Source organism: Paracoccus sp. MBLB3053 (assembly GCF_031822435.1).
GTDB classification, from domain to species: Bacteria; Pseudomonadota; Alphaproteobacteria; order Rhodobacterales; family Rhodobacteraceae; genus Paracoccus; species Paracoccus aurantius.
On the sequence record NZ_JAVQLW010000002.1, the window covers coordinates 136062 to 158801 of the forward strand.

The following is a 22740-nucleotide window of genomic DNA, read 5'->3' on the forward strand; positions in this document are numbered from 1 at the left end:
CTGTGCGCCGTCTTGCGCGCCGCGACATTGGATGGTTCTAGATCGACGGCGCCAGCCCTTAAGCCAGCCAAGAATTTCTGCCCTTGCCCCCTCGCAAAGCGAGATTGCATGGGGCAAGCATCCTCTGGACGACAAGGAAACTGTCATGGCGACGCCTTTGATTTCCCACATGCGCCTGATGCTTTGCGCATCTGCCCTGGCCCTGACCGCGACTGCGGGCGCGTCTGTGGCCGAGACCCATTTCACCAAATCCCTGACCGAATTCCCTGGTCGGGTTCAGGCCAGCGGGGCCGAGCGCGGCCAGCCGATCTACAAGGGCGGCAAGGCGGTCATCTCGGGCAAAGACCTCATACCGGGCCAGACCGTCACCCTCATGCGCGGCGACAAGACCTTGAACGCCGAGCCGATCACCGTCGATGACAAGGGCGAATTCAGCCTGACCATCGAGGTGGATGCCGATGCGCAGACCGGGCTGCAGCCCGTTGTCGTGATCGCCGAGAATCCCGCGGCCGCCGATGTCGTGCAGATGAAGATCTCGCCCGAAGTGCCGGTTTCCGGCGCCGAGAAGTTCGAGATCGCGAGCGAGGTCGTGACGCCCGGAATGTACCAGGTCAAGGCCAGCGAAGAAGGACCGGTCTTCGTGACCGCCTCGATCGGACGTCCGCCGGTCAAGGAAGCAAAGCTTGTCAAGATCGACCCCGAGACGCTCAAGGTCGCGGCCGAGGCGGTTCCCGCCGCTGCCCCCGCGCGTGAGGATGGCAAGGATGCGGGGCTTTTCGCGGTCTATGGCGTCGATGTGGACAATGCCAATGGCAATGTCTGGGTCACCAATACCCGCCAGAACACCGCGAGCGTCTACAAGCAATCCGACCTGTCGCTGGTCAAGCAGTTCGAGCCAGGCGCCGTGCCCCATGCCCGCGACGTGATCGTGGACGAGGCCAATGGCCGGGCCTATGCCAGCGCGACCGGCACGCCGAATATCGAGGTCTTCGACATCGAGACGCTCGAAAAGCTGGAGCCGATCACGCTGCAATCTACTATCCGGGGCGAGGAATTCTCGACCATGGCGCTGGATATCGACGAGGCGGGCGGCAAGCTGGTCACGGTAAGCATCGCGACGCCGGAAGCGGCCATCGTCGACCTGAAGACGGGCGACGCCAAGGTCATCCGCCTGCCGGGCGTCAAGACCGCCTCGGGCGTGGCCTATGACCCGCAGGAAGGTCTGATCTTCGTCGCCGCGCAGGGCACCGACAACCTGGTGATCGTCAAGGCCGAAACCGGAGAAGTGCTTCATGACGTGCCCGTCGGGGCAGGCGCGCTGAACGTGGCCTTTGAACCGAAAAGCCGCCATGCCTTTGTCGCGAACCGCGGCGCGGGCACGATCACCGTCGTCGATCCCCGGGGCAATATCATTGCCAATCTCGATGCCGGCAGCATGCCGAACCAGCTGCGCGCGGATGGCCGGGGCAATGTCTGGGCGGTTAACAAGGCCCGCGGAGAAGACGACCCCGTCGGAGACCGTATCTGGCGCATCACGCCGAAAGAGTGATCCCGTTTCAGTCTGAGCCGTCTGATCGCGCCCCGCAGCAATACTGCGGGGCGTTTTTTTCCGAATGTGACTGTTTGCGACATTTCGCGACAAAAGACTTTGCCTGCAGCCATTGAAGCACGCGGTCACAAATGGTTGAAGCGGGCAGCCCGCCTCGCCGCCAGCAATCTTCCAGAAACATTCCAGGAAAATCAAATGGCGACGCCCCTCATGCGCCCTGCCACCGGCACGGCAATCTGTCTTCTCATGTCACTTCCCGTCTTTGCCGGGGCCGCGATCGCGCAAGAGGCCGCCGCGCCGGAGCCGAGCGCGGTGGTTCTTGAAACCGTCGTCCTGTCCGCCGAAGACCAGAACAAGCAGGCTTTGGGTGCCTCGGTGATCACCGAGAGTGATCTCGCAAAGGCCCCGGTTGTGAACGACATCTCGGAAATCGTGCGCAAGATGCCGGGGGTCAACCTGACCGGCAACAATACCAGCGGCCAGCGTGGCAACAACCGCCAGATAGACATCCGTGGCATGGGACCGGAAAACACCCTGATCCTGATCGACGGCAAGCCCGTGATGTCGCGCAACGCGGTCAAGATGAGCCGCGGCGGCGAACGCGACACGCGCGGCGATTCGAATTGGGTTCCGGCCGAGATGATCGAACGCATCGAGGTCCTGCGCGGCCCCGCGGCGGCGCGCTATGGCTCTGGCTCGGCGGGCGGGGTGGTCAACATCATCACCAAGCGTCCCGAGACCCTGACCGGGCAGGTCAGCATGCATACGACCCAGCCCGAAAGCAGCAAGGAAGGGGCAACCAACCGAACGAATTTCATGCTGGCCGGACCGGCGGGCGAGGACTTCACCTTCCGTATCTTCGGCAATTACAACCGCTCTGAACCCGATTCAGCCGACATCAATCCCGCCGAATTGGATGACGACGGCGAAGAGGTCGTGATGGCCGGGACCGAGGGCGTCATCAACAAGGACATAAGCACGCTCCTGACCTGGCACGGGATCGAGGGCCACGAGATTGATCTGGAATGGAACTTCTCGCGTCAGGGCAACCTTTACGCGGGTGACACGCGCACCGGGGTAACCGACGAGCAATACAACTCGCTCCTGGGCGAGGAAACCAACCGGATGTATCGCAACACCCTCGCGATCACCCATCGCGGTGAATATGGCTTCGGTGAATCGAACAGCTACCTGCAATGGGAAAATACTCGTAACTCGCGCCTCTGCTCGGGCCTTTCGGGTGGTCCCGAGGACAGTATCGACATGACCTGTGTCGATACGGATGGCGACGGCGAGGATGATGCCCCGGCCTTCCAAACCATTACGCTTGATAACGTCACCGCCAAATCCGAATGGATTCTCCCGATGACGGTGGCCAAACGTGCCAGCCGTGTGACCTTCGGCGCGGAATATCGAGGCGAATTCATGGATGACCCCCATTCCATCGCGAACGAGATCCAGGACGACGGCGTTGCCGAAGAAAGCGGTGTCGATGCCGATCCGGCCAACCGCGACCCGAGCACCCAGCAGAACACCATCGGTCTTTACGCAGAGGCCAATATCGAATGGTCGGACCAGTTGACGCTGACACCCGGCCTGCGCTTCGACTACAACGACAATTTCGGCTCGAACTGGTCACCCAGCCTGAATGCCGAATATGCGTTCAACGATTCATGGACCCTGAAATTGGGCGTGGCGCGGGCCTTCAAGACCCCGAACCTGTTCCAGTTGAACCCGAACTATGTCTATCGCACCCGCGGGAACGGCTGCCCCTATATCGATGGCGAACAGGTCGGCGGCCCCTGCTATGTGCTGGGCAACCCGGACCTCGAAGCCGAGCGCAGCTGGAACAAGGAAATCGGCGTCGCCTATCAGGGCCAGACCGGCATCAACGGCAGCCTGACTTTCTTCCACAACGATTATGACAATCGCATCGGCTCGGGCACCTATCAGTATAATGACGGGGCCGAGACGAACCGGCTCTATCGCTGGGAGAACCAGAAGAATGCGGTGATCTCGGGCATCGAGGGCAATTTCTCGACGCCGCTGGGCGATCGCTTCGCCTTCAACGCGAACTTCACCAAGATGATCAAATCCGAGATGGAGAACGGCCAGCCGCTGAGCCTTGTTCCGGATTATACGATCAACTCGTCGCTCGACTGGTTTGCCACCGATGCGATTACCGTGACCCTTGCCGCCACCCATTACGGCGAGATCGAGGCCACCTCGGTCAACCCGACCACCGGTGCGGATTACGAGGACCCGGATTCGCGCGATCCCTATACACTGGTCAATCTGGGCGGGACGTGGGATATGTCCGAACAGGCACGGCTCTCGGCGGGGATCTCGAACCTCTTTGACAAGACGGTTCTCAGGACGGATTCCGGCGAGGGGGCGAATACCTTCAATGAACCCGGACGTGCGTTCTACATGACGCTGACCTCGACCTTCTGATTCCGAAGGCGCCTTGGCGCCTTTGGCCGAAAGACCTGCGGCGGCACTTCCGGTGCCGCCGCCCTGCGATTTGCTGAACCAGTTGTCTCCAATGACCGAAGTCAAGGAACCCAAGATCCTGATCGTCGATGACGCCCGCGAAATCCGCGAGCCTCTGGGCGTCTACCTGCGCCGCCACGGATTGCGCACGCGCCTGGCCGCCAATGTCGGCGAGGCACGCCGCGCATTGTCCGAAGAGCCGGTGCACCTCGTCCTTCTTGATGTCATGATGCCGGGAGAGGACGGGTTGAGCCTCTGCCGCGAGCTTGCTGCTGACCGTCGCCTGCCGGTGATCCTGCTGACCGCCCGAACGAGACAGGAGGACCGCGTGACGGGGCTCGAGCTTGGGGCCGATGACTACGTGTCGAAGCCCTTCGATCCGCGCGAATTGCTGGCCCGCATTCGCGCCGTTCTGCGCCGCGCCCCGCCCAAGAAGCGCGACCTCATCCTGATGCGCCGCAGCTTCGGCGGGCTGATCCATGACCCCGACCGCCGGTGCGTGATCCTTGCCGATGGAAACAGCATTGACCTGACCAGCGGCGAGAACCGGTTGCTCGGCTTGCTCTTGGACCAGCCGGGTCAGGTTCAATCCCGCGCCCGGCTTCTGGACCTGCTTCATGGCCGAGAGGCACGCGCCTATGATCGGACCGTCGACAACACGATCAGCCGCTTGCGCCACAAGATCGAGCAGGACCCGAAACACCCCGTCCTGATCGTGACCGAATGGGGCGGCGGGTACCGGCTTGCTGCCGAGGTCGAGGCATTGCCGTGAAGGGCTTGCTCGCAAGGTTGAAACCGGACGGGCTGGCGGCCCGGTTCGCGATCCTGCTCGTTCTGGCGCTTCTGGGCGCAAACCTGATCGCGGCGTTTCTCCTCGCGCGGGAGGGCACTTCCTTTGACCGGGCGATGCGACTTCAGGGCGACGCGCATCGGCTCGCCGCGCTGGTCGAGGCGCTGGAACATGCCGACCCTGCCACGGCCCTGTCGCTGCCGCAGCGCAGCTCGACCGGCTTTACCCGCTTTTCGGTCGAACCCGGCCCGCTTGAGATGCCCCATACCCGTCGGCTTCCCGATCATGAGGCGCAGCTGATGCTCAATGTTCCGGATCGCGCGATCGAGATCCACGAGGCCGGCCCGCCCCGCGGCGGGCAGGATCGCGCGGCGTTGCTGCTTGTCTCGGTCCGTCTCCAAAAGGGTTTCCTCGCCGGGCATTGGCTGAATGCGCTGGCCTATCCCTTGCCTTCACGGCAGGCCTGGAAGTGGAAGATGGGCTTTTTTGTGCCGCTCGCGGCGTCCCTTCTGGGCACGCTGATCGTGGGCGGGATTTTCATCCGACGCATGACGCTTCCGCTCAGCGATCTGGCCGAGGCGGCGCGCGCGGCGGGGCGAGGCGAACGTAAAGCTCGTGTTGCCGAGCGGGGGGCAAGCGAAATCCGAAAGGCCGCCGCCGCCTTCAATGACATGCAGCGCCGGATCGCGGGGTTCGAGACCGACAGATTGCGTCTGCTTGCGGCCGTGGGGCATGATTTGCGGACGCCGATAACCGGCCTTCGCATCCGCGCGGAGCTGCTTGACGATGAGGAACAGCGGGAAGGGATGATCCGCGTTCTCGACGAGATGGCCGTCATGGCCGAGGAATTGCTGCATGCCGCAGGCACCGGAAGTCCGGGCGAAGACGCGCAGGATAGCGATCTGGACCGCATGCTTGCGCAGCTTTGCGCGGATCGCGGCATCGACTACTCCCCGACCGCGCCACTGCATCTGGCGGTCCGGCCCGTCGCCATGCGCCGCGCCATCGGCAATATTCTCGACAATGCCCTGCGCTACGCTGGTGCGCCACTGGTGCGTCTTTCGTGTGATCATGCCTCGGCCCTGATCCGCATCGAGGACGGCGGCCCGGGCATCCCCGAAAGGATTCTGGACCAGATCTGCGAGCCTTTCATCCGCGGCGAGGGCAGCCGGTCGACCGAAACCGGCGGCGTAGGGCTGGGTCTGTCGATCGCGCGCGACGTGATCCGCCACCACGGCGGCAGCTTGTCGCTGCGCAACCGCTCGCAGGGCGGTCTCAGCGTCGAGATTCATTTGCCGACAACGCCAAGCCGCCAGGCAGGCTGCGATGGCCATCAGTTCTTACCAGTTTGAAACCACAGCAAAGCCAGATCCAAGGACCAGAAATGACCATACCCAGCACCCCCATCCTTGATACGGTCGACGTTTATGGCCGCGTGACCCGATGGTTGCACTGGAGCATCGCCCTGCTTCTGGCCTGGCAGTTTCTCGGCATGGGGCTGAAACTGATCTTTGGCCGCCAGCCATTTCTAGCCCCCCTGGTCGGATCGCATCAGCCGGTCGGCACGGTGCTGTTCGTCCTGATTGTGCTGCGCGTGATCTGGGCGGTGGTCAATCGCCGCAATCGCCCGCGCCATGGCAACGGATTGCTGGGCATTGCGGCGGTCACTGGTCACGGGCTGCTGTATCTCGCGATGGTCATGGTGCCATGCGTCGCCCTGCTTCGCGCCTATGGCAGTGAACGTGCCTTTGCCCCTTTCGGCTTCGAGATTTTTCCGGCCCGTGCGACCGAAATCGGCTGGATGGTCGATCTGGGCGGGCTGCTGCATGGTGAACTGGGCTGGGTGCTTGGCGCGCTGATCCTTGGCCATGTCGTCATGGTCGGCATCCACGAGACCATGTGGCGCGACGGTACCCTGGCTCGGATGACGCGGGCAGGGTCGTGACGGCAAACTGCCCTCACCGTCTCACCCACCTGGCACAGGGACGAGAAGCGGCGCTGCGGCTAACCCTGGCTGAATCGTATCTGGGCTGTGCGACCCCAAGATCTTGGCCTCCTCTGGATCGCGGGCCTGTTTCGCCCCGTGACCACCCGTCATGGGTCACTCGCAAGCCATACGTACCCGCATCGAAGGCTTTCTGATCTTGGTCAAGAAGGCGTGCTGCTGGCCGAGGTGATGTCGGCCAGCAGTTCAGCATCACTCGTCCATGGCATAGGCGATCACATAGTCACCCGGCTTTGTCCCGATCGATCCGTGACCGCCCGCTACGATGACGACGTATTGCTTGCCATCCACCTCATAGCTCATGGGGGTAGACTGCCCACCGGCGGGCAGGCGCGCTTGCCAGATCTGCCTGCCCGAGGTCAGGTCATAACCCCGCAGATAGTCATCCACCGCCGCCGCAAGGAAGACGACGCCGCCCTTGGTGATGATCGGCCCGCCGATGCCCGGTACGCCCAGCTTGATCGGCAATGGCAGGGCAGTCATGTCGCGAACGGTGCCATTCTTGTGCTTCCACGCGATCTGTCCATTGGTCAGGTCAGCACCGGCAACATAGCCCCATGGCGGGGATTGGCAGGGAATGCCCAGCGGGCCTAGGAACGGCCCCATGACCACGCCATAGGGCGCTCCCTCATTTCGGTTCAGCCCTTGTTCGCTGGCGGTCGCGCCGGCCTCTTTCGGGGGAATGTCGGCGCGCGGCACAAGCCGCGATGTGAAGGCCAGATAGGTCGGCATGCCGAACATCACCTGACGCTCGGGATCCACGGCGACGCTTCCCCAGTTGAAGACGCCGAAATTCCCCGGATAGACGATGGTGCCTTCGAGCGATGGCGGCGTGTAGCGCCCTTCGTACCTTAACCGGCGCATGTCGATGCGGCACATCAGCTGGTCAAAGATCGTGATGCCCCACATATCCCGCTCGCGCAGCGGATCGGGCTTGAAGGTCAAGGCCGAGGTCGGCTGCGTCGGTGCGGTGTAATCCTCGGGGATCGCGCCAGAGGGCGCGGGTTCTTCCGTCACCGGCAGGATCGGCTGACCTGTCTCGCGGTTCAGCACATAGATATCGCCCTGCTTGGTAGGGCCGACCAGGGCGGGCTGGGTCTGGCCATCTATGGTCAGGTCGATCAGCACGGGCTGGGCGGGCACATCCATGTCCCAGAGGTCGTGATGCACGGTCTGGAAGACCCACCTCTCCTGGCCCGTTGCCACATCCAGCGCCACGATGGACGAGGAATGTTTCTCGACGGCCTCGGAGCGACCCATGCCCAACTGGTCGGGAACCTGATTTCCCAAAGGGATGAAGACCAGACCGCGTTCGGCATCGACCGAAAAGACCGACCAACTGTTCGGGCTGTTGGCGGTGTAGGTCTCGCCTGCGGCAAGGTCGATCGGCGTGGTGTCCTCGGGATTGGCGCTGTCCCAGTTCCACAGCAATTCGCCGCTGGCGATGTCATAGGCGCGGATCACGCCGGATTGCGAATAGATCGAGAAATTGTCGTTCACTGCGCCGCCGATGATGAGCTTGCCATCAACCGCAACCGGGGGCGAGGTCGAGTAATAGTAACCCGCCGGATTATAGGGCATCCCTGCTTCAAGATGCAGTGCGCCCCGCTCGGCAAAGCTTTCGCAGGGTTGCCCGGTTTCGGCGTTGAGCGCGATCAGGCGGGCATCGGCGGTGGGCAGATAGACCCGCGTCGGGCATTCCCGCGCGGCCTCGGCCGTCTCGGGCGACGATGCGGGCATGTCGCCCATGTTCCAATAGGTCACGCCACGGCAGGTCTGGTGCTGCCGGTCGGGATTCATGCCCGAATTCGCGTCATAGCGCCAGATCTCCTTGCCGCTTGCCGCATCCAGCGCAATGGCGATGTTATGCGGCGTGCAAATGTAGAGACGCTCGCCGACCTTCAGGGGGGTCACCTGATAGGTCGTTTCGCCGACGTCATCGGGGCGCTTCACGTCACCCGTCTGATAGCGCCAGACCTCGCGCAGATTTCCGATATTGGCTGGGGTGATTTCTTCCAGCGGAGAGTATCGCTGCCCGAAATTCGTGCGGCCATATTGATGCCAGTCACCCGCGGCCATCTCATTGCCAAGGGCGGGGGTATCAGTCGCCTTCGCGGTCGGCAGGTTCCCAGAAATGTCATGGGGGTCCTGCAGCATCGCGTAGCCCGCCGCTCCGATCGAAGCCGCGACGGCGAGGCCGATCCCCAGTCCGCTGGGCGGGACGCGGATATGGCCGTCGATCACCCGGCCGGTCAGATGTTCGCGAAACGCGGGCAGGCAAAGCCAGATTGCCATCAGGACAGGCAAGCCACCCCTGGGCGCAAGTTGCCACCAGTCGAAACCGACTTCCCAAATGGCCCAGAGCAACCACAGAACAAGCGTGACCGCGAAAAGGCCAAGCGCACGTTGATCCCTGCGAAAGATAAGGGCCGCAGTGACCAAAGTGGCGATCCCGAGCAGGGCATAGGCCGGACTGCCGCCAAGCCAGACCAGCCAAGCGCCAAGCCCAAGCAGCGCCAAGCCGATGAGTGAAAAGATAATTCCGGTTAAAGCTATGATCATCATCCTGCCATTTCTTGATGGAAGGTCATTGTTGGATGGCGTGCGGGTTACCGCTGCTGGGAGGTGGTTCGGCCGGATCCGGACCCGATCGCATCGAGAGCATCGCCACGATCAAGAGGATGGCGACAACGACTGCTGCGGTAATGAAAGCCTTCATATCTCCACCGGCTCGTTGACAACTCAAAACAAAACGTCGCGACGTCTCGGCTTGTTCCTCATGTCGAACCGCTCAGATCGGTGTGAAGAAAGATCCAGCTGTCGAGGCACCCCCGCCGCAAGGGCCCGGTAGAGCGCAAGCCGGAGGTGTTGTTGCCGATGGACGTTTGGCACCTTGCGGGTCGTGTGGAATGGGTTCCACCGGCTTTGGCCCCTGTCCCGGTGATCCAGGCTCGACCGTGAACTCCGATCTCATCACCGAAAGGCGAACAGACCCTCGTCCTCATCGCTCTTGCCCGAAAGGCGGGCGGCGACGATTTGCGCCGCAATCATCGAAAAGGTGATGCCATTGCCACCAAACCCCATCACCGCATGGACGCGTTCGCAGCCCGGAACCCGGTCGATGATAGGCAGCCCGTCGACCGTGTCGCCGAAGGGTGCCGCCCAAATATAGGCGGGCGTGCCGATCTCGATGCCGCATAATGCGTGCAACTTCGCGGCGATGCGGGCTGCGCTGGCATGCAGGCGAGCCGGGTCCCCGTGGGCATCGGGCGCATCGCTATCCTCGCCGCCCGCAATGATCCGACCATCGCGCGCAGTGCGGAAATAGAGGTAGGGGTCGGCGGCTTCCCAAACCAGAAATTCGTCCAGCCAGGCCGGTCGCGCCATCCGGGGTTCGCTCGCCATGGCCCAGGTCGAGGTGATCCGATGGGCTCTGCTTTGCATCACCGGCAGGAACTCGTAGCCTGTGCAAAAGACGCCCTGCCCAGCCGTGAGGATCGAGCCCTCGGCCGTTGCAAGCGCGACGCTTCCCGACGCTTCCGCCATGTCGGTGATTTCGCAGGGCGATACGATCTCCGCCCCGCGTTGAACTGCCAGTTGCAGCAGACCGGCCGTCAATTGCGCCGGATTGGCCGAGGCAGACGCGTCCGAAAGTATCGCAGCCGTGCGGTTGATGCCAAAGCGTCGTCCGAGTTCTGCATGGTCAAGAAATTCACATGCGATTTTCGCCCTCTGTCGGGCTTCGAACTCGGTTCGCATTGCACGCTGCCCCATTTCGTCGCCGGTCAGGTACAGGGCCGATTTCGCCTCCAGGTCGCAGGAAATCTGGCATCTCGCCACCAGATCCCGAAGATCCCGCACCGCGCGGACCGAACGCCGCCAGGCCTGCGCCGCCTTAGCCTCGCCCATCCGTTCCGCCAGTCGATGCAGCGGCACGTCGATTTCATGCTGGATCATCGCGGTCGAGGCAAGGCTAGATCCGCGCACCGGCACCCTTCGGTCCAGGATCAGGATACGACGCTTACGGCGCGACAATGCCTCGGCCATAAGGGCACCACTGATCCCGGTTCCGACGATAATCACATCCCACGACTTTGCGGAGGGCCGTCTGATTGCGGGTGCGCTGATCGACCTGGTCGCCGCCCAGAATGGCTTGTCCAGATGCAGTCGACGTTGTTTCGTGCGAGTTTGACTTTTGGACAAATTCACGTTCATGCCGGCACCCAAAATGCACGTGGAAGAATGGCCGTCTTGCATTTCTCAGTTTGCAAGGCAGGGTCAGAAAGTCAGCCGGAAGTGGTCCCCGATATCAGGCTCGTCGCCGGTCAGGTTGGCCTTCGCGATCTGGTAGAGAAAGTTGATACCGCCGGTGGTGGACCAGATCTCGGCATTGGTCAGGTTGAGCCTCAGCAGCCGAAGATCGGGGTCTTCCTTGCCTTCATCGAACCAGGCCGAGGCGACGCTGCTCCAGATCTCATCGAGTTTTTCGCGGTCTGAGGAAAGTTCGAGCCGCCCCTCGATCTGCGCGAAAAGCTTGCCCGAAGCATCTGCGATAATATGGAGTGCTTCCTTGGCCCCGTCCTGCACTTCGCCTACGAGATCGGTGCCTTCCGCCGTGATGAACCACAGGACACGCGCATCGGGGTCCGCATAATGTGACATCGGGACCATTTTCATCCCATCGCGGGTGCCCAGCATCCCCGCATTGATCCCGTCGAGACGTTTCCAAAAGATCTGCTCTTCCATCTCATTCTCCATTTCTTTCTGCCGAACGCGGTCTTGTTTCGGGGTGGCGTGCGCAGGCCAACGGCTGCAGGCCGTGACAAGCGGGCTGGCTGATATTTTCGAAAGCGGCATGTCCTGCCGGGTCTGGGGCTAGCGTTGGCTCGCCCGATGCGGGTCAAAACGTCTGTCTCTGATCAAGGTTCCCGCTGCCGACATCTTGACCGAGGAAGGGAACAAGGAAGCCGAACACGGGTTTCCTTGCGGGTAACGCATCCCCGAACCGCCCGCTGAATGTCTATTGGAGCGGCCGGTCCGTCCAAGGAGGATTTTGCATGAACGACTATCCCAGACCTCCCTTCCCCGAGCAGAGCCAAGAGCTTCCCGGAAGTTTCAAGAAGATGCAGCCCCGCCCGGATCATGGTGAAAAGTCCTGGCTCGGCACGGGTCGGTTGGTCGGCAAGGTCGCGCTGATCACGGGCGGCGACAGCGGGATAGGGCGTGCCGTGGCCATTGCCTATGCCCGCGAAGGAGCGGATCTGGCCATCGCCTATCTGGATGAAAGCGGGGACGCGCAAGACACCGCAGCCATCGTGACCGAGGCCGGCCGCGAATGCCTGTTGCTTCCTGGCGATCTTGGCGATCCGACGCATTGCCGTGATGTGGTCGCACGCACGGTTCAGCGGTTCGGCCGCATCGACATTCTTGTGAACAACGCGGCCCATCAGATGAAATTCGACGAGATTGCCGAAATCTCGGACGAGGAATGGCGGCGGACATTTGCAGTCAACATCGATGCGATGTTTCATCTGACCAAGGCGGCAGTCCCGCATATGTCCCCCGGCGCGGCGATCATCAACACCGCCTCAATCAATTCCGACAAGCCGAACCCGACTTTGCTGGCCTATGCCACGACCAAGGGCGCGATCCAGAATTTCACCGCCGGATTGGCACAGATGCTTGCCGAAAAGGGTATCCGCGTGAACGCGGTCGCGCCCGGCCCGGTCTGGACGCCGCTCATCCCCGCCAGCTTCCCGCCCGAGGATGTGGCAAAATTCGGTGGGAAATATCCGATGCAGCGGCCTGCCCAGCCGGTCGAATTGGCATCGAGCTATGTGATGCTTGCCGAGCCGATGTCGAGCTATGTGTCGGGTGCAACCATAGCCGTGACGGGCGGCATGCCGATGATCTGAGAAAGGATCGATGATGAGACACAAGCTACTACGGCTTGGCTTGGGCATCGCAGTGGGGCTCCTGCTGAAAGCTGCCCTGGATGCGCGCCGCTCGCGCCTTTCGCCGCCGCAGCCCGAGCAAATTCGCGACGCCGGGCCCGACGCCATGGACGAGCCGCCCGAAACATGGGACAGGGTCGACGAGCAGGGCGACGAGTCCTTTCCGGCCAGCGATCCTCCGGCGAATTACTGAAAGATGCCGGAAAGGCTGGTCTTCGTTTCCGATCGTGAGCCTGGCATCTCGCGACGCAGGGCCGGGAAAGGGTTCAGCTATCGCGGCCCCGATGGCAATACCCTCGGCCGCGACGAGATTGCCCGGATCAAGGCGCTTGGTGTGCCTCCCGCCTACCGCGATGTCTGGATCTGTGTGCGGGCGAACGGTCATTTGCAGGCCACCGGGCGGGACGAACGGGGTCGCAAGCAATACCGCTATCACCCGCTCTGGAGCGAGGCCCGAGCACGCACAAAATACGACCAGTTGGCCGAGTTTGGGCGCGCCCTGCCGGCGTTGCGCCGACGCCTTCGGCGCGATCTGCAGGGCGAGGTGGGCGACCGGGATTTCAGCCTTGCGGCGCTCGTGCTGCTCCTCGATCGAACCTGCCTGCGCATCGGCAATCCCGCCTATACTGCCGCGAATCGAAGCTTTGGTGCCTCTACCCTGCTGACGCGGCACCTGAGCCTGAGCGATGAGGGGCTGATTCAACTCAAGTTTCGCGCCAAGGGCGGCAAGATGTGCCGTCATGTCCTGCGTGACAAGCGGCTTAACCGTATCCTTCAAGAGATCGGTGACCTGCCGGGGCGCAACATCTTCACCTACCTGGATGATGACGGCGAGGCCCGCAGCCTGCATTCGCAGGACGTCAACGAATATCTCGCCGAAATCGCGGGCGAAGGCATGACCGCCAAGACCTTTCGCACCTGGGGAGGCACTCTGGCGGCCTTCGAACTGGCTGCCAACCTGCCGCCCGATAGTCGGCTCAGCATCCGCATGCTGGCAGATGCCGCGGCCGAACGGCTTTTCAATACCTCGGCCATATGTCGAAAATCCTACATCCATCCCCGTGTCCTGGAACTGGCCGAGCAGGACGCGCAGGACCGGGCATCACTTTTCGAGCGGCTCGCGCGGCCGGCGACCGATGGCTTGCGCCGCAGCGAAGCGGGACTGCTGGCATATCTTGCTGGTCCCCTATAGTTCGCGTCGGGAATGGGCGCGAACCGGGGTGGGACACTCCACTCCAAGGTTTCCTTGCGCAGCTTCAAGCGACTTAAAAGATGGATAAATCCACCCCTCGCGCGTCAAATCACGAAATCTTGAGCGAACGTTGCCGGTGGCTTTGGGGTTTGTTCCAGAGAGTTTAGAACCGGACAGGAGAAGTGATGCTTCACGACAAGCAACACCTGCCAGATCAGCCCGGGCAGGACGGCGACACCTATCCCTCGGGGATGGAGCGCGAACGGCAGCTGCCCGAAGGTGGGCCCGAAAAACCCAAGCCCTCGCCTGATTATCGGCCCGAGGATGACGCATCGACACCGAAAAGGAGTTCCACATGAAGGGTATTGTTGCATGGCTTCTGGGCGTCCCCGTCATCGTGATCATCCTGCTTTATGTGATCGGAATTTTTTGACGAATGACTGAGGAGAGAGGCGATGTCGCATAACACCGATCCAGAACGCGCGGCGCGCCGGCATCCGGCGTCGATCGTGGGAATCATTCTGGCGCTCGTGGTCGCTGCGATCGCGCTGGTCTGGTGGATCGGAGCCGACGACCCCGCGGAAGAAGACGCCATCAGCAGCGCGGTCACGACCGATGCGCCGGATGCCGCTTCGGTCGCAGATCCGGCCGCCACGGCTTCGCCGGATGCCAGCGCGCCGGAAAATTAGGGCGATGGCACCTCGGGTCTTCTGGAAGGGGTACCTGAAGCTTTCTCTGGTGACCTGCCCGGTAACCATGACGCCGGCGACGACCGATAGTGGAAGACTGAGGTTCCACACCCTGAACGCCCGCACCGGACATCAAGTGCTAAGCCGGTTCGTCGACGAAATCAGCGGCGAGCCTGTCGAAGGCGACGATCAGGCAAAGGGTTATCCGCAAGCCGAAAACCAGCATGTGTTGATCGACGACGACGAGTTCGAGTCGATCGCCCTGGAAAGCACCCGCACCATCGATATCGAGATGTTCGTTCCCGCCGCGAGTATTGCCTGGATCTGGTATGACAAGCCGCATTACCTGAGCCCTTCGGACGCGATCGGCGAAGAGGCGTTTTCGGTCATCCGTGATGCGATGGCAGCGACGGGCAAGGTCGGGATCGCGCGTCTTGTCCTGGCTCGGCGTGAACGCGCGGTCATGCTTGAGCCGCGGTCGAAGGGCATTGTCCTTTGGACTTTGCGATATGGCGACGAGGTCAGGGATGCACGCGACTATTTCCCCGAGATGGACCAAGGCAAGCCCGAACCGGGGCTGATGAAATTGATAGCCAACCTGATCCGCCAGAAGACGGTCGACTGGGATGACGGGCTCGTGCAGGACCCGGTTCAGGACAACCTGCTGGAGCTGATAGCTGCCAAGAAAAAAGCCTCCAAGAAGTCACGCCCCGTCAGGCCTGCGACCGTGGAGGAGTCAGGCAATGTGATCAATATCATGGATGCTCTGAAGAAAAGCATTGCCGCCGAGCGCAACCGCAAATAGGCCCGCTGTGCTCGCGGGCAGCGTTGAGTGTTTTCGCCCCTGACGACCTATCAAAAAGCGCTTCGCAAGAGATTTTGTGACAAACCGACGTCCGCAATGTGGCGCCGCCCATGGAGCCCCCGCGGCCTATTCATCAGTCAGGTTCCATTCCCTTGATGGCAATTTCATTTGCCCCAGACCGGCATCGCGCATTTGGGTCTGTTTCGGCTCGGCGCGGAAGTCCTTCTTGTCCGAGGCGGAGTTCAGAAGAAGGGCTCGCCGCAACTCCCAGGCTGAAGGTCAGCAGATCCTGAAGGCGTAAGTTGGCGTTCTCGTGCTGATCGGTGTATTGTTCAAGGGCAGTTCGGCGTTTGATGCAGGGCTGATCGCCGCGGCGCAGGCGACCGAGCCTTACGATATCGCCCGCTACTGCAAGTTCAAGGAATGGGCGCTCGTAATTTTCCCGGGCTCTGCTAAAGTTCGGGTTCGAGCACACGGCGAAGCATCTGCCTTGCCCGGTTGACGCGGCTCTTGATGGTGCCAACGTCGCAATCAAGTATGCGCGCCGCATCAAGATAGCTTTCGCCGAATGCCCCCACAAGGATGATGGCCTCGCGGTAATGCGTGGGCATGTCGCGCAAAGCGGCGCCGAGCTCGATTGCCTGCATGTGCCATTCCTGCCCCGGCTGGACCTGCGGCAGAGGCGACACGCAATCGACGCCTCCGGTCTGTTCGCGGGCAGATTTCCGGCAATTGGTATAGAAGCGGTTGCGCATGATGGTAAACAGCCAGGCGCGCAGATTGGTGCCCTGCTGATAGCTGTCGGCATATTCTATCCCGCGCAGCAAGGTTTCCTGAACCAAATCCTCGGCATCCGTCACGGATCTGCACAGCGCGCGGGAATAGGCCCGCAGTGCGGGAATCTGCTCAAGGATGTCATCCTTCATGGACCTTCTCCTCGCTTCAACAGGAAGAATGCGGAACAATGTTTGCGTTCGGACCGGGACCGGGACCGGGCCGGTTTCAAGCGCCGTCGGCGCACCTCTTCAGCCTTGCGGCTTTTCAAGGGCCCTTGCCAACTGGCTGGCAAGTTCACGCAGGCGCGGAGAGATCGGCTCCTTGAGTATCCGACCCACAAGCTCGGACAGGGCCTTGTCCAGTTCGGGACCCAGGGTCGGGCCATTGTCCTTTTCATGCATCGAATATCCCATCTGTCTTTTCATACCCCCTGTCATAGCCCGCCATAACGGGCAGCTCGCCGCCCGGTCGTATCGCGACGCCTGCCAGGAAAATGAGAAGCTTCGCCCGACGTAGACCGGCCGTACTTGGGGCCCTTCTTCCATGTCAGTGGCCCGAACCGGGTCGCGTGGCGAATGTTCCCAAGTTTCTTGCGCGCGCCGTCGAAAGGGCGGGGGGAAGGGCAGGTGGCTCACGCGTCGACATATCGAGAAGTCCGGGGATCATCTTGCGATCATCCCCGGACCTCCTCCCCCTGATGGACTTGCCGGGCTTCGATCAGATTGCCGGAAAGCGATCGAAGTCGTCTTCAGGCCGGGGGCTGCAAACAGGCGAAGTTTACCCCCAACCCTGCCGACCGCGCCCCGTCCGAGGGTGCGGTCTTCCGGTGCCGGGCCTTGACGACATTCTGTGTCCAGCGTCGCTTGCCCTATCGTCCCGACCCGACGAGACCCTCCAAACCGGGAACCAGTGAGAATGTTCCCGCGCTTGGCAATTAATTCGCCCGCCGTCATTGCTAGGCGGCAGACCGGTCCAGCCATTCGGCCACGAGTTCGAGCCTTGCCCTGAAGACCGGAGCGTCGCGGGCGTCGCGGACCAGAACCGAGACGCATTGCCGGTCGCCGTTCGGCATCACGTCCCTTGCGATGGGCGGAAGGACGGCGATGGCCATCCGACGTGCCGATTGGCTGTCGGGCAGATCCAGGCCCGTGTCATCTTCGATGAGGCGGGTTCCGTCATCGATGTCGAAGAAATACCGCGGCATGGCGTCCTCGCACTATGACGGAAGATGAAGGTAGTCGGGATCGAACTCGGCGAATTCCATCAACCGCGCGATGTCGGGAATGGTGATCTGCCGTTCCTCGATCCCGATCAGGCCGTCTTGCCTCAGGCCGGCGACTACCCTCTGGGCATGGACAGCGGTGATGCCCAGGGTATCCGAAAGCTGTTCCTGGGTCATCGGCAGCGAGAAATCCCCGTTCCAGCCTATCGAGGCATAGCGCAGGTAAAGCTCGCACAGCAGATGCGCCATCTGCCGGTCCGCCCGCCGCTTTCCCATGTTGACCAGCCATTCGCGCAGCACTGCCTCGTCGACAAGTGTGGCCCACCACATGGCGCGGGCGATGTTGGGGTAATCGGTCAACAACTCCTCGATTTCCGAGCGCGGGATATCGACCACGCGGCAGGGGGTCAGCGTGCCAATGCCGTGATCCATCCTCCCCAGGATTGCCACGTGCATGTCGCAGAAATCTCCCGGGATCAACAGCGCCATGATCGAGCGCCGGCCGTCGGGCAGAATCTTGTAACGGCATGCGATGCCTTCCAGTATGACATGCACGAATTCCGGATCGTCGCCATGGCTGATAATGTCGCTCCGCGGCGGCAGCGCGCGCCAACCTCGAACCAGCTCGGCAAGTCGCTCCCTGTCCCGCTGATCGAGACGGGCACCGTTTTCCAGTTTTCGCGTCACCATGTTCTGCATCGGAAATGCCGTCATCCAGAATCGCGACTGCGATGAACCCGACAGATGCCGGATGGTTCCCGTGTCGTGGGGACGAATCCTGCCTGCATGGCGGGAACTCCGAATAGAATAAAGCAGGATTGCCGAAAGTTGCGCAGGAAAATCCTTCCGATTTGCCGGTTACCCGCAGCGACCCGAGGGCCCTGTCAAGGAACCTGCCAGGACTTTCAACCGCATTGGCGTCATCGTGGTCGACGGACATTGCTGGTGGCCTTCCTGAGAAGAAAGATCGACGAGCACCGGACCCGCCAGCATGGCACAAGCGCAGCCGCGCCTGTCGATCGAAAGGGTCAAGCTGCGCGACAGCGGCCAACCGTTCAGGGTAAGTTCTCCCCTTTGGCGCGGGTTTCTCCTCGATCTCCCACACCGAGCGGAAGGTTGTCGTCAGGCAGCAGCAGCTTCAGCGCGCGCCGCGCGGCGGTGTGCCTGATCCCCAAGTCGATTTCTGTGCAGCCGAGGATTTCGGCCGCAAGTTGCGGCTCAAGTCTCAGCACATCGACCAGCACGATGACCTCGCGCTGCGCCAAGGGTAGCCGATGCAGCGCCCGGACAATCGGATCATCACTTCCGTCGGGCGCATCATTCTTGCAGCCGCGACGGCGGGCAAGATCGCAGACCAGCCGCAAGAGCCAGCCGGGGCGACCCACGCCAGCTACGTTGCCTTCTGCCATGGTGATCGCCTCAACGAGGGTCTGCTCGAGCAATTGCGTTGCATTGTCCCTGTTCGGGCAAACCAGCCGCGCATAGCTGCGCAATGCGTCGAGGTCGTCGTGCAAGTTCGGAAAGTGCGTGTCCAACTGGGCCTGTCTTTCTTTGTTGCGTCAAGCCATGAGAATGGCCCGGCCGGCCAGCGGGATCGCCAACAATTGTGGGGCCCGCGCGCAATTGCTGGGGCCCTTCCATAAAGGCGGGGTGGCTTTCGGCATTCAATCTGCCCGGCCGATCTATCAGCATGGCGCGGCTCGGGCTGACTGCCCGGGTTCCAAGCCGCAAGGCGGGTCCATTCGTGCAGGCCAGCTACTGGCGTGGACGAAAGCGTGATCGACCTGCTGGAAACAAAATCCGAAATCCCGGGTTGGGCAGGCTTGGAACGGGATGCCGCGGATTGCCGCCGCCCGGACACAATGCCCTGCGGGGCGCGCCCACTTTCGGAAAGGACATCACCATGACTGATACGACCGGAACGCTTGTTTCCTCGGCCGATGTGAACGGGACCGCGGTCTATGGCCGCGACGGTTCGAATGTCGGCACCATCGACCACCTGATGATCGACAAGGTGTCGGGCAATGTCGCCTATGCCGTGATGGGGTTCGGAGGTTTCCTCGGCCTGGGCGAAGAGCACATGCCGATTCCCTGGGATGCTCTTACCTATGACGTATCGGCGGGTGGGTTCGTCACCGACATCACCGAGGCGCAATTGACCGGCGCACCGGCGCGCAGCGAGAACTGGGCCGGCGACCGCGAATGGGAGACACGGACCTTCGAATATTACGGGATCGCGCCCTATTGGATCTGAGCGCAATTCCGATCCCGCGCTTCTGATGCGATGACACCGAATGCTTTGGCCGCTGGATGCGGCCGGGGCCCGGGGCGAAGTCGTGAAGGGTGCATCAGGCTCCTGGCGCGCCGTCATGCCTGACGCCGACCCGATCGCACAGGGCTGAAACTCGCGGTCCAGGCTACAGCAGGGGCAGGGCGGTTCGGCCGAGATCGTGCTTTCGATGGCTAGCTAGCGGCACAAGTCTGCCGATGAAAGCCCGCCGAGCGCGCGCCGGGCAACAAAGGATCGGGAAACATCTTCCTGCCACCCCGGTTGGGTTCGTGAGGAACTGCAACGGAGTAGGAAGATGAAACACGATCACGACGACCATCCAGGGCAGGCCTACCTGCGCTTTGCCCTCATGATTTCAGCCTCGACCCTGGTCATGTTTGGGCTGATGTATCTGAATACCTGGGAACTGGCGCATGTCCATTTCAGCCAGACCCGCGCGTGGATGGCGCTCTACATGGGCGGAGCCATGGCGCTGGTCATGCTGGGATTCATGCTGCACATGTATCGCGACAGGCGCCGTAACCTTGTCGTGGTCGCGGTGGCTGCGATTGCCGTTATTCTGGGCGTGTTAATGGTCCGCAGCCAGGCCAGCGTGGACCAGATTGCCTGGATGCGGGCAATGATCCCCCACCATTCCATCGCCATCCTTACCTCGCGCCGCGCTGATATCGATGACCCGCGCGTCCGTGCGCTTGCCGACAGCATCATCGAAGCGCAGACCCGCGAGATCGCCGAGATGGAGGCCCTGATCCGCGACCTGCAAGGTGGCCCCAAGGCCACGCCCGAGATCGACGGCAAGTAATCCGCCTCAATTTCCCGGCGCGAGGCCGGACTCCACGTCTGCCAGCGCACGCGCCGCGAGGATCAAGAATTTGCCTGTCCGGGATTTGCCGTCGCGCGGCGATGCTTTGCGATCACCAAGGCAGCAGCAGCATTGGGACGGCATAGCGGATCCGCTTCCAGAAACATCATACTGCCCCGACATCTCGCGAAGGTAGTCGTTAAAAGTGGCCAATAATGGGCGGCCAGTTGCTGACTTTCCAAAAATCCAATCTTTGATCGCGACGAAGCCTGAATTCAGCCCTGCTGGATGGGCGGCACGAGCTCGATCCGCATCTTTTCAGCCCCGAAGTCGCGCGAAAAACCGAACGCGCGAACCCACCTGAGCCGCGAACAATCCAGCCATCGTGACGACCGGCACCGACGCTGCCGGGGAAAATCAGGAACATTCCTGCAGGTTGCTGGTTCGAAAACCCTGATTCATACTTTGGGGAGGAGAGAATGAAACGGACCCTTACCACCACCGCACTTGTCATGCTGATGATGGGTGCGACTGCAAACGCCCAGTCCGACCAGCCTGCCGAACCCGGTGACACCGAACCGGCCGCCACCATGGTCACCACGACGCATATCCAGATCATCGCGCCGGAAGGATTTGCCGCCGAGGACGTGGTCTTTACTTCGGACAACCTTGACGGCGCCACGGTCTATGACGCGACCGGCGAGGAAATCGGCGAGGTTCACGGCCTGGTCTTTGCCAATGAGGATAGCTCGATGAAAATGTCCTCGGACATGGGCAAGCCCGCTGGCGAGACGGCCGCCGATGCGGGCATGGGCAGTGACATGGATAGCGCAGCCGCACCCGACATGGCCGAGCAGACGCCTGCGACTGGCGCGACCTCGCAGGACGGAACGATGAGCGGCATCGGCTCGAGCAGCAGCACCACCACGCCAACGGACGCCATGACCCCGCCGGTCCAGACCGCCGAGGGCACGCCGACAGACCTTGGCGAAGCCGAAATCACCCAGGCCGTGATTGATGTCGGTGGTTTTCTTGGCATGGGCGAACATCGTGTTGCTGTGCCCGTCGAGGAACTCGTCACGTATCGCAAAGATCAGGAATTGCGCATCTACCTGCCCTGGACACGTGAACAGGTGATGGAGCTGCCCGAATTCGACGCCGAAGAGCCCACTTGACCAAGGCTGACAGACCGCAGGCCGGAGTGGCCATACCGCTTCGGCCTGCTTGGCGGGGCTGCCTGAACCGAACGGAAATCGCAATGTTCTGGGCCATCCCATGCATGGCCAGCGGCCCAAACGCCTGGCTCGGGTCCCGTGCAGACCGAACGAGCCTTGGCATCGGCGGGACAATCGCCATCGGCGGGGCTGGTCGAACACGGTTCGTGCTTGCGCCCTTGGCCGCCTTCCTGGTCGGCCAGCGTGGAGACGGGGGAAATCCCTGGTCAGGACCGTTTTTTAGTGCTCCTGACCAGGATCCCCCGAATCATCTGGCCAAAAACAATGCCGCCGATCATCCTCTCGGTCGGATTTCGTTCCAGCAGGTATAAGACCGTCTCGCGGAATGTCTCGACAGTTGCCAAAGATGCGATCTTGATGGTTCTTCGAAGCATCATTCGCAGAGGCTGTGTCATCAAGACTGCGGACAGCATGCTTCAGCGCGGCTGGAATGCGCCGCAGGCGATGCGGTCGCCGGCTCCTCCGGCTGGCTGGGACTGGTAATCGTCGATGCCGGCATGGATGATGAAAGCCGCGCCATCCGCATCCATCAGGTCGCGTTCTACCTGCAAGAGCGGCAAGAAAACCTCTATCTCGCCAACGCCGTCCTGGTTCACTGTCAGGTTCGGCATGTCACCGGGATGGGGGCCACCCTCGGACAAGACGCCGTGCTGATGCTCGCCAGCGATATGACCCCCGGCCGAGGCGAAATCCGCCGCGCTGCAATCGCCAGTCTCGTGCAGGTGTATGGCATGGATACCGTCGGGCAATCCGCTCAACGTGACTGTCGCCAGCACGGTGCCGGACGCAGTGTCACGCACGGTGACTCCGCCAAGGCTGTTCCCGTCGCGGTCGCTGATCTGGGCGGAAACCTCGGCAGCTTGGATGGCGCCTGCGCCAAGGCCAAATGCAAGCGGGATGGCAAGAAGCATCTTCATCGGTTGGTCCTTTCGCTGTC

Annotated in this window: 23 protein-coding genes; 14 read left to right on the top strand and 9 right to left on the bottom strand. The window is 62.0% G+C overall.

Going from position 1 to position 22740, the window contains the following annotated elements:
• Positions 1–145 precede the first annotated feature (145 nt).
• The 5 genes from RGQ15_RS14835 (at position 146) to RGQ15_RS14855 (ending at position 6777) form a co-directional block, all read left to right on the top strand.
• The gene (locus RGQ15_RS14835; RefSeq protein ID WP_311161267.1) at positions 146–1549 is read left to right on the top strand and encodes a YncE family protein; all 1404 of its coding nucleotides are present in this window, start codon (positions 146–148) and stop codon (positions 1547–1549) included.
• A 195-nt stretch (positions 1550–1744) separates the two neighbouring features.
• The gene (locus RGQ15_RS14840; protein WP_311161268.1) at positions 1745–4003 is read left to right on the top strand and encodes a FepA family TonB-dependent siderophore receptor; all 2259 of its coding nucleotides are present in this window, start codon (positions 1745–1747) and stop codon (positions 4001–4003) included.
• A 91-nt stretch (positions 4004–4094) separates the two neighbouring features.
• Positions 4095–4814 carry a response regulator transcription factor gene (locus RGQ15_RS14845; RefSeq protein WP_311161269.1) on the top strand — a complete coding sequence of 240 codons (720 nt, stop codon included), beginning with the start codon at positions 4095–4097 and terminating at the stop codon, positions 4812–4814.
• The gene (locus RGQ15_RS14850; protein ID WP_311161270.1) at positions 4811–6184 is read left to right on the top strand and encodes an ATP-binding protein; all 1374 of its coding nucleotides are present in this window, start codon (positions 4811–4813) and stop codon (positions 6182–6184) included. Before RGQ15_RS14845 ends, RGQ15_RS14850 begins: the two co-directional genes overlap by 4 nt.
• A 32-nt stretch (positions 6185–6216) precedes the next feature.
• Positions 6217–6777: a cytochrome b gene (locus tag RGQ15_RS14855; protein ID WP_311161271.1), complete on the top strand. Its 561-nt coding sequence runs from the start codon at positions 6217–6219 to the stop codon at positions 6775–6777.
• Between the two features lie 252 nt (positions 6778–7029).
• On the opposite strand, the gene RGQ15_RS14860 is transcribed toward RGQ15_RS14855, so the two are convergent.
• The 3 genes from RGQ15_RS14860 to RGQ15_RS14870 form a co-directional block, all read right to left on the bottom strand.
• Entirely contained in the window at positions 7030–9402 is a 2373-nt protein-coding gene (locus RGQ15_RS14860) for a glucose/quinate/shikimate family membrane-bound PQQ-dependent dehydrogenase (protein ID WP_311161273.1), read from the bottom strand.
• Positions 9403–9810: 408 nt separating this feature from the next.
• Positions 9811–10920 (bottom strand): NAD(P)/FAD-dependent oxidoreductase, encoded by a 1110-nt coding sequence (locus tag RGQ15_RS14865; RefSeq protein WP_311161275.1) that lies wholly within the window; start codon positions 10918–10920, stop codon positions 9811–9813.
• 195 nt (positions 10921–11115) lie between these two features.
• A complete protein-coding gene (locus RGQ15_RS14870; protein ID WP_311161276.1) occupies positions 11116–11583 on the bottom strand; it encodes a pyridoxamine 5'-phosphate oxidase family protein in 468 nt (155 codons plus the stop codon).
• A 311-nt stretch (positions 11584–11894) separates the two neighbouring features.
• On the opposite strand from RGQ15_RS14870, the gene RGQ15_RS14875 reads away from it, so the two are divergent.
• The 6 genes from RGQ15_RS14875 (at position 11895) to ku (ending at position 15477) form a co-directional block, all read left to right on the top strand.
• Positions 11895–12752, top strand: a complete 858-nt coding sequence (locus RGQ15_RS14875) for an SDR family oxidoreductase (protein ID WP_311161277.1) — start codon at positions 11895–11897, stop codon at positions 12750–12752.
• Between the two features lie 13 nt (positions 12753–12765).
• Entirely contained in the window at positions 12766–12984 is a 219-nt protein-coding gene (locus RGQ15_RS14880) for a hypothetical protein (protein WP_311161278.1), read from the top strand.
• Between the two features lie 3 nt (positions 12985–12987).
• The gene (locus RGQ15_RS14885) at positions 12988–13983 is read left to right on the top strand and encodes a DNA topoisomerase IB (RefSeq protein WP_311161280.1); all 996 of its coding nucleotides are present in this window, start codon (positions 12988–12990) and stop codon (positions 13981–13983) included.
• Between the two features lie 185 nt (positions 13984–14168).
• Positions 14169–14342: a hypothetical protein gene (locus RGQ15_RS14890; RefSeq protein WP_311161281.1), complete on the top strand. Its 174-nt coding sequence runs from the start codon at positions 14169–14171 to the stop codon at positions 14340–14342.
• 96 nt (positions 14343–14438) lie between these two features.
• Positions 14439–14672, top strand: coding sequence for a hypothetical protein (locus tag RGQ15_RS14895; protein WP_311161283.1), 234 nt, complete (start codon positions 14439–14441; stop codon positions 14670–14672).
• 4 nt (positions 14673–14676) lie between these two features.
• Positions 14677–15477 (top strand): non-homologous end joining protein Ku, encoded by an 801-nt coding sequence (ku, locus tag RGQ15_RS14900; RefSeq protein WP_311161285.1) that lies wholly within the window; start codon positions 14677–14679, stop codon positions 15475–15477.
• A gap of 452 nt (positions 15478–15929) precedes the next feature.
• Here ku and RGQ15_RS14905 read toward each other — a convergent pair whose 3' ends face one another.
• The 5 genes from RGQ15_RS14905 to RGQ15_RS14925 all read right to left on the bottom strand — a co-directional run bounded on the left by RGQ15_RS14905 (position 15930) and on the right by RGQ15_RS14925 (position 19011).
• Positions 15930–16403, bottom strand: a complete 474-nt coding sequence (locus RGQ15_RS14905; protein WP_311161286.1) for a sigma-70 family RNA polymerase sigma factor — start codon at positions 16401–16403, stop codon at positions 15930–15932.
• Between the two features lie 99 nt (positions 16404–16502).
• Complete coding sequence (locus RGQ15_RS14910) at positions 16503–16667, bottom strand: hypothetical protein (protein WP_311161288.1); 165 nt, start codon at positions 16665–16667, stop codon at positions 16503–16505.
• Between the two features lie 542 nt (positions 16668–17209).
• Complete coding sequence (locus tag RGQ15_RS14915) at positions 17210–17458, bottom strand: DUF6894 family protein (RefSeq protein WP_311161289.1); 249 nt, start codon at positions 17456–17458, stop codon at positions 17210–17212.
• A gap of 12 nt (positions 17459–17470) precedes the next feature.
• Positions 17471–18190 (bottom strand): Crp/Fnr family transcriptional regulator, encoded by a 720-nt coding sequence (locus tag RGQ15_RS14920; RefSeq protein ID WP_311161291.1) that lies wholly within the window; start codon positions 18188–18190, stop codon positions 17471–17473.
• A gap of 341 nt (positions 18191–18531) precedes the next feature.
• Positions 18532–19011 carry an RNA polymerase sigma factor gene (locus tag RGQ15_RS14925; protein WP_311161292.1) on the bottom strand — a complete coding sequence of 160 codons (480 nt, stop codon included), beginning with the start codon at positions 19009–19011 and terminating at the stop codon, positions 18532–18534.
• A gap of 368 nt (positions 19012–19379) precedes the next feature.
• On the opposite strand from RGQ15_RS14925, the gene RGQ15_RS14930 reads away from it, so the two are divergent.
• From RGQ15_RS14930 to RGQ15_RS14940, 3 genes are all read left to right on the top strand, one after another.
• Positions 19380–19730 carry a PRC-barrel domain-containing protein gene (locus RGQ15_RS14930; protein WP_311161294.1) on the top strand — a complete coding sequence of 117 codons (351 nt, stop codon included), beginning with the start codon at positions 19380–19382 and terminating at the stop codon, positions 19728–19730.
• A gap of 331 nt (positions 19731–20061) precedes the next feature.
• Positions 20062–20568, top strand: a complete 507-nt coding sequence (locus RGQ15_RS14935) for a DUF305 domain-containing protein (protein WP_311161295.1) — start codon at positions 20062–20064, stop codon at positions 20566–20568.
• A 479-nt stretch (positions 20569–21047) separates the two neighbouring features.
• Positions 21048–21743, top strand: a complete 696-nt coding sequence (locus tag RGQ15_RS14940; protein WP_311161296.1) for a photosystem reaction center protein H — start codon at positions 21048–21050, stop codon at positions 21741–21743.
• Positions 21744–22219: 476 nt separating this feature from the next.
• Here the strand turns inward: RGQ15_RS14940 and RGQ15_RS14945 are convergent, their stop codons facing one another.
• The gene (locus RGQ15_RS14945) at positions 22220–22720 is read right to left on the bottom strand and encodes a superoxide dismutase family protein (protein ID WP_311161297.1); all 501 of its coding nucleotides are present in this window, start codon (positions 22718–22720) and stop codon (positions 22220–22222) included.
• Positions 22721–22740: the final 20 nt, after the last annotated feature.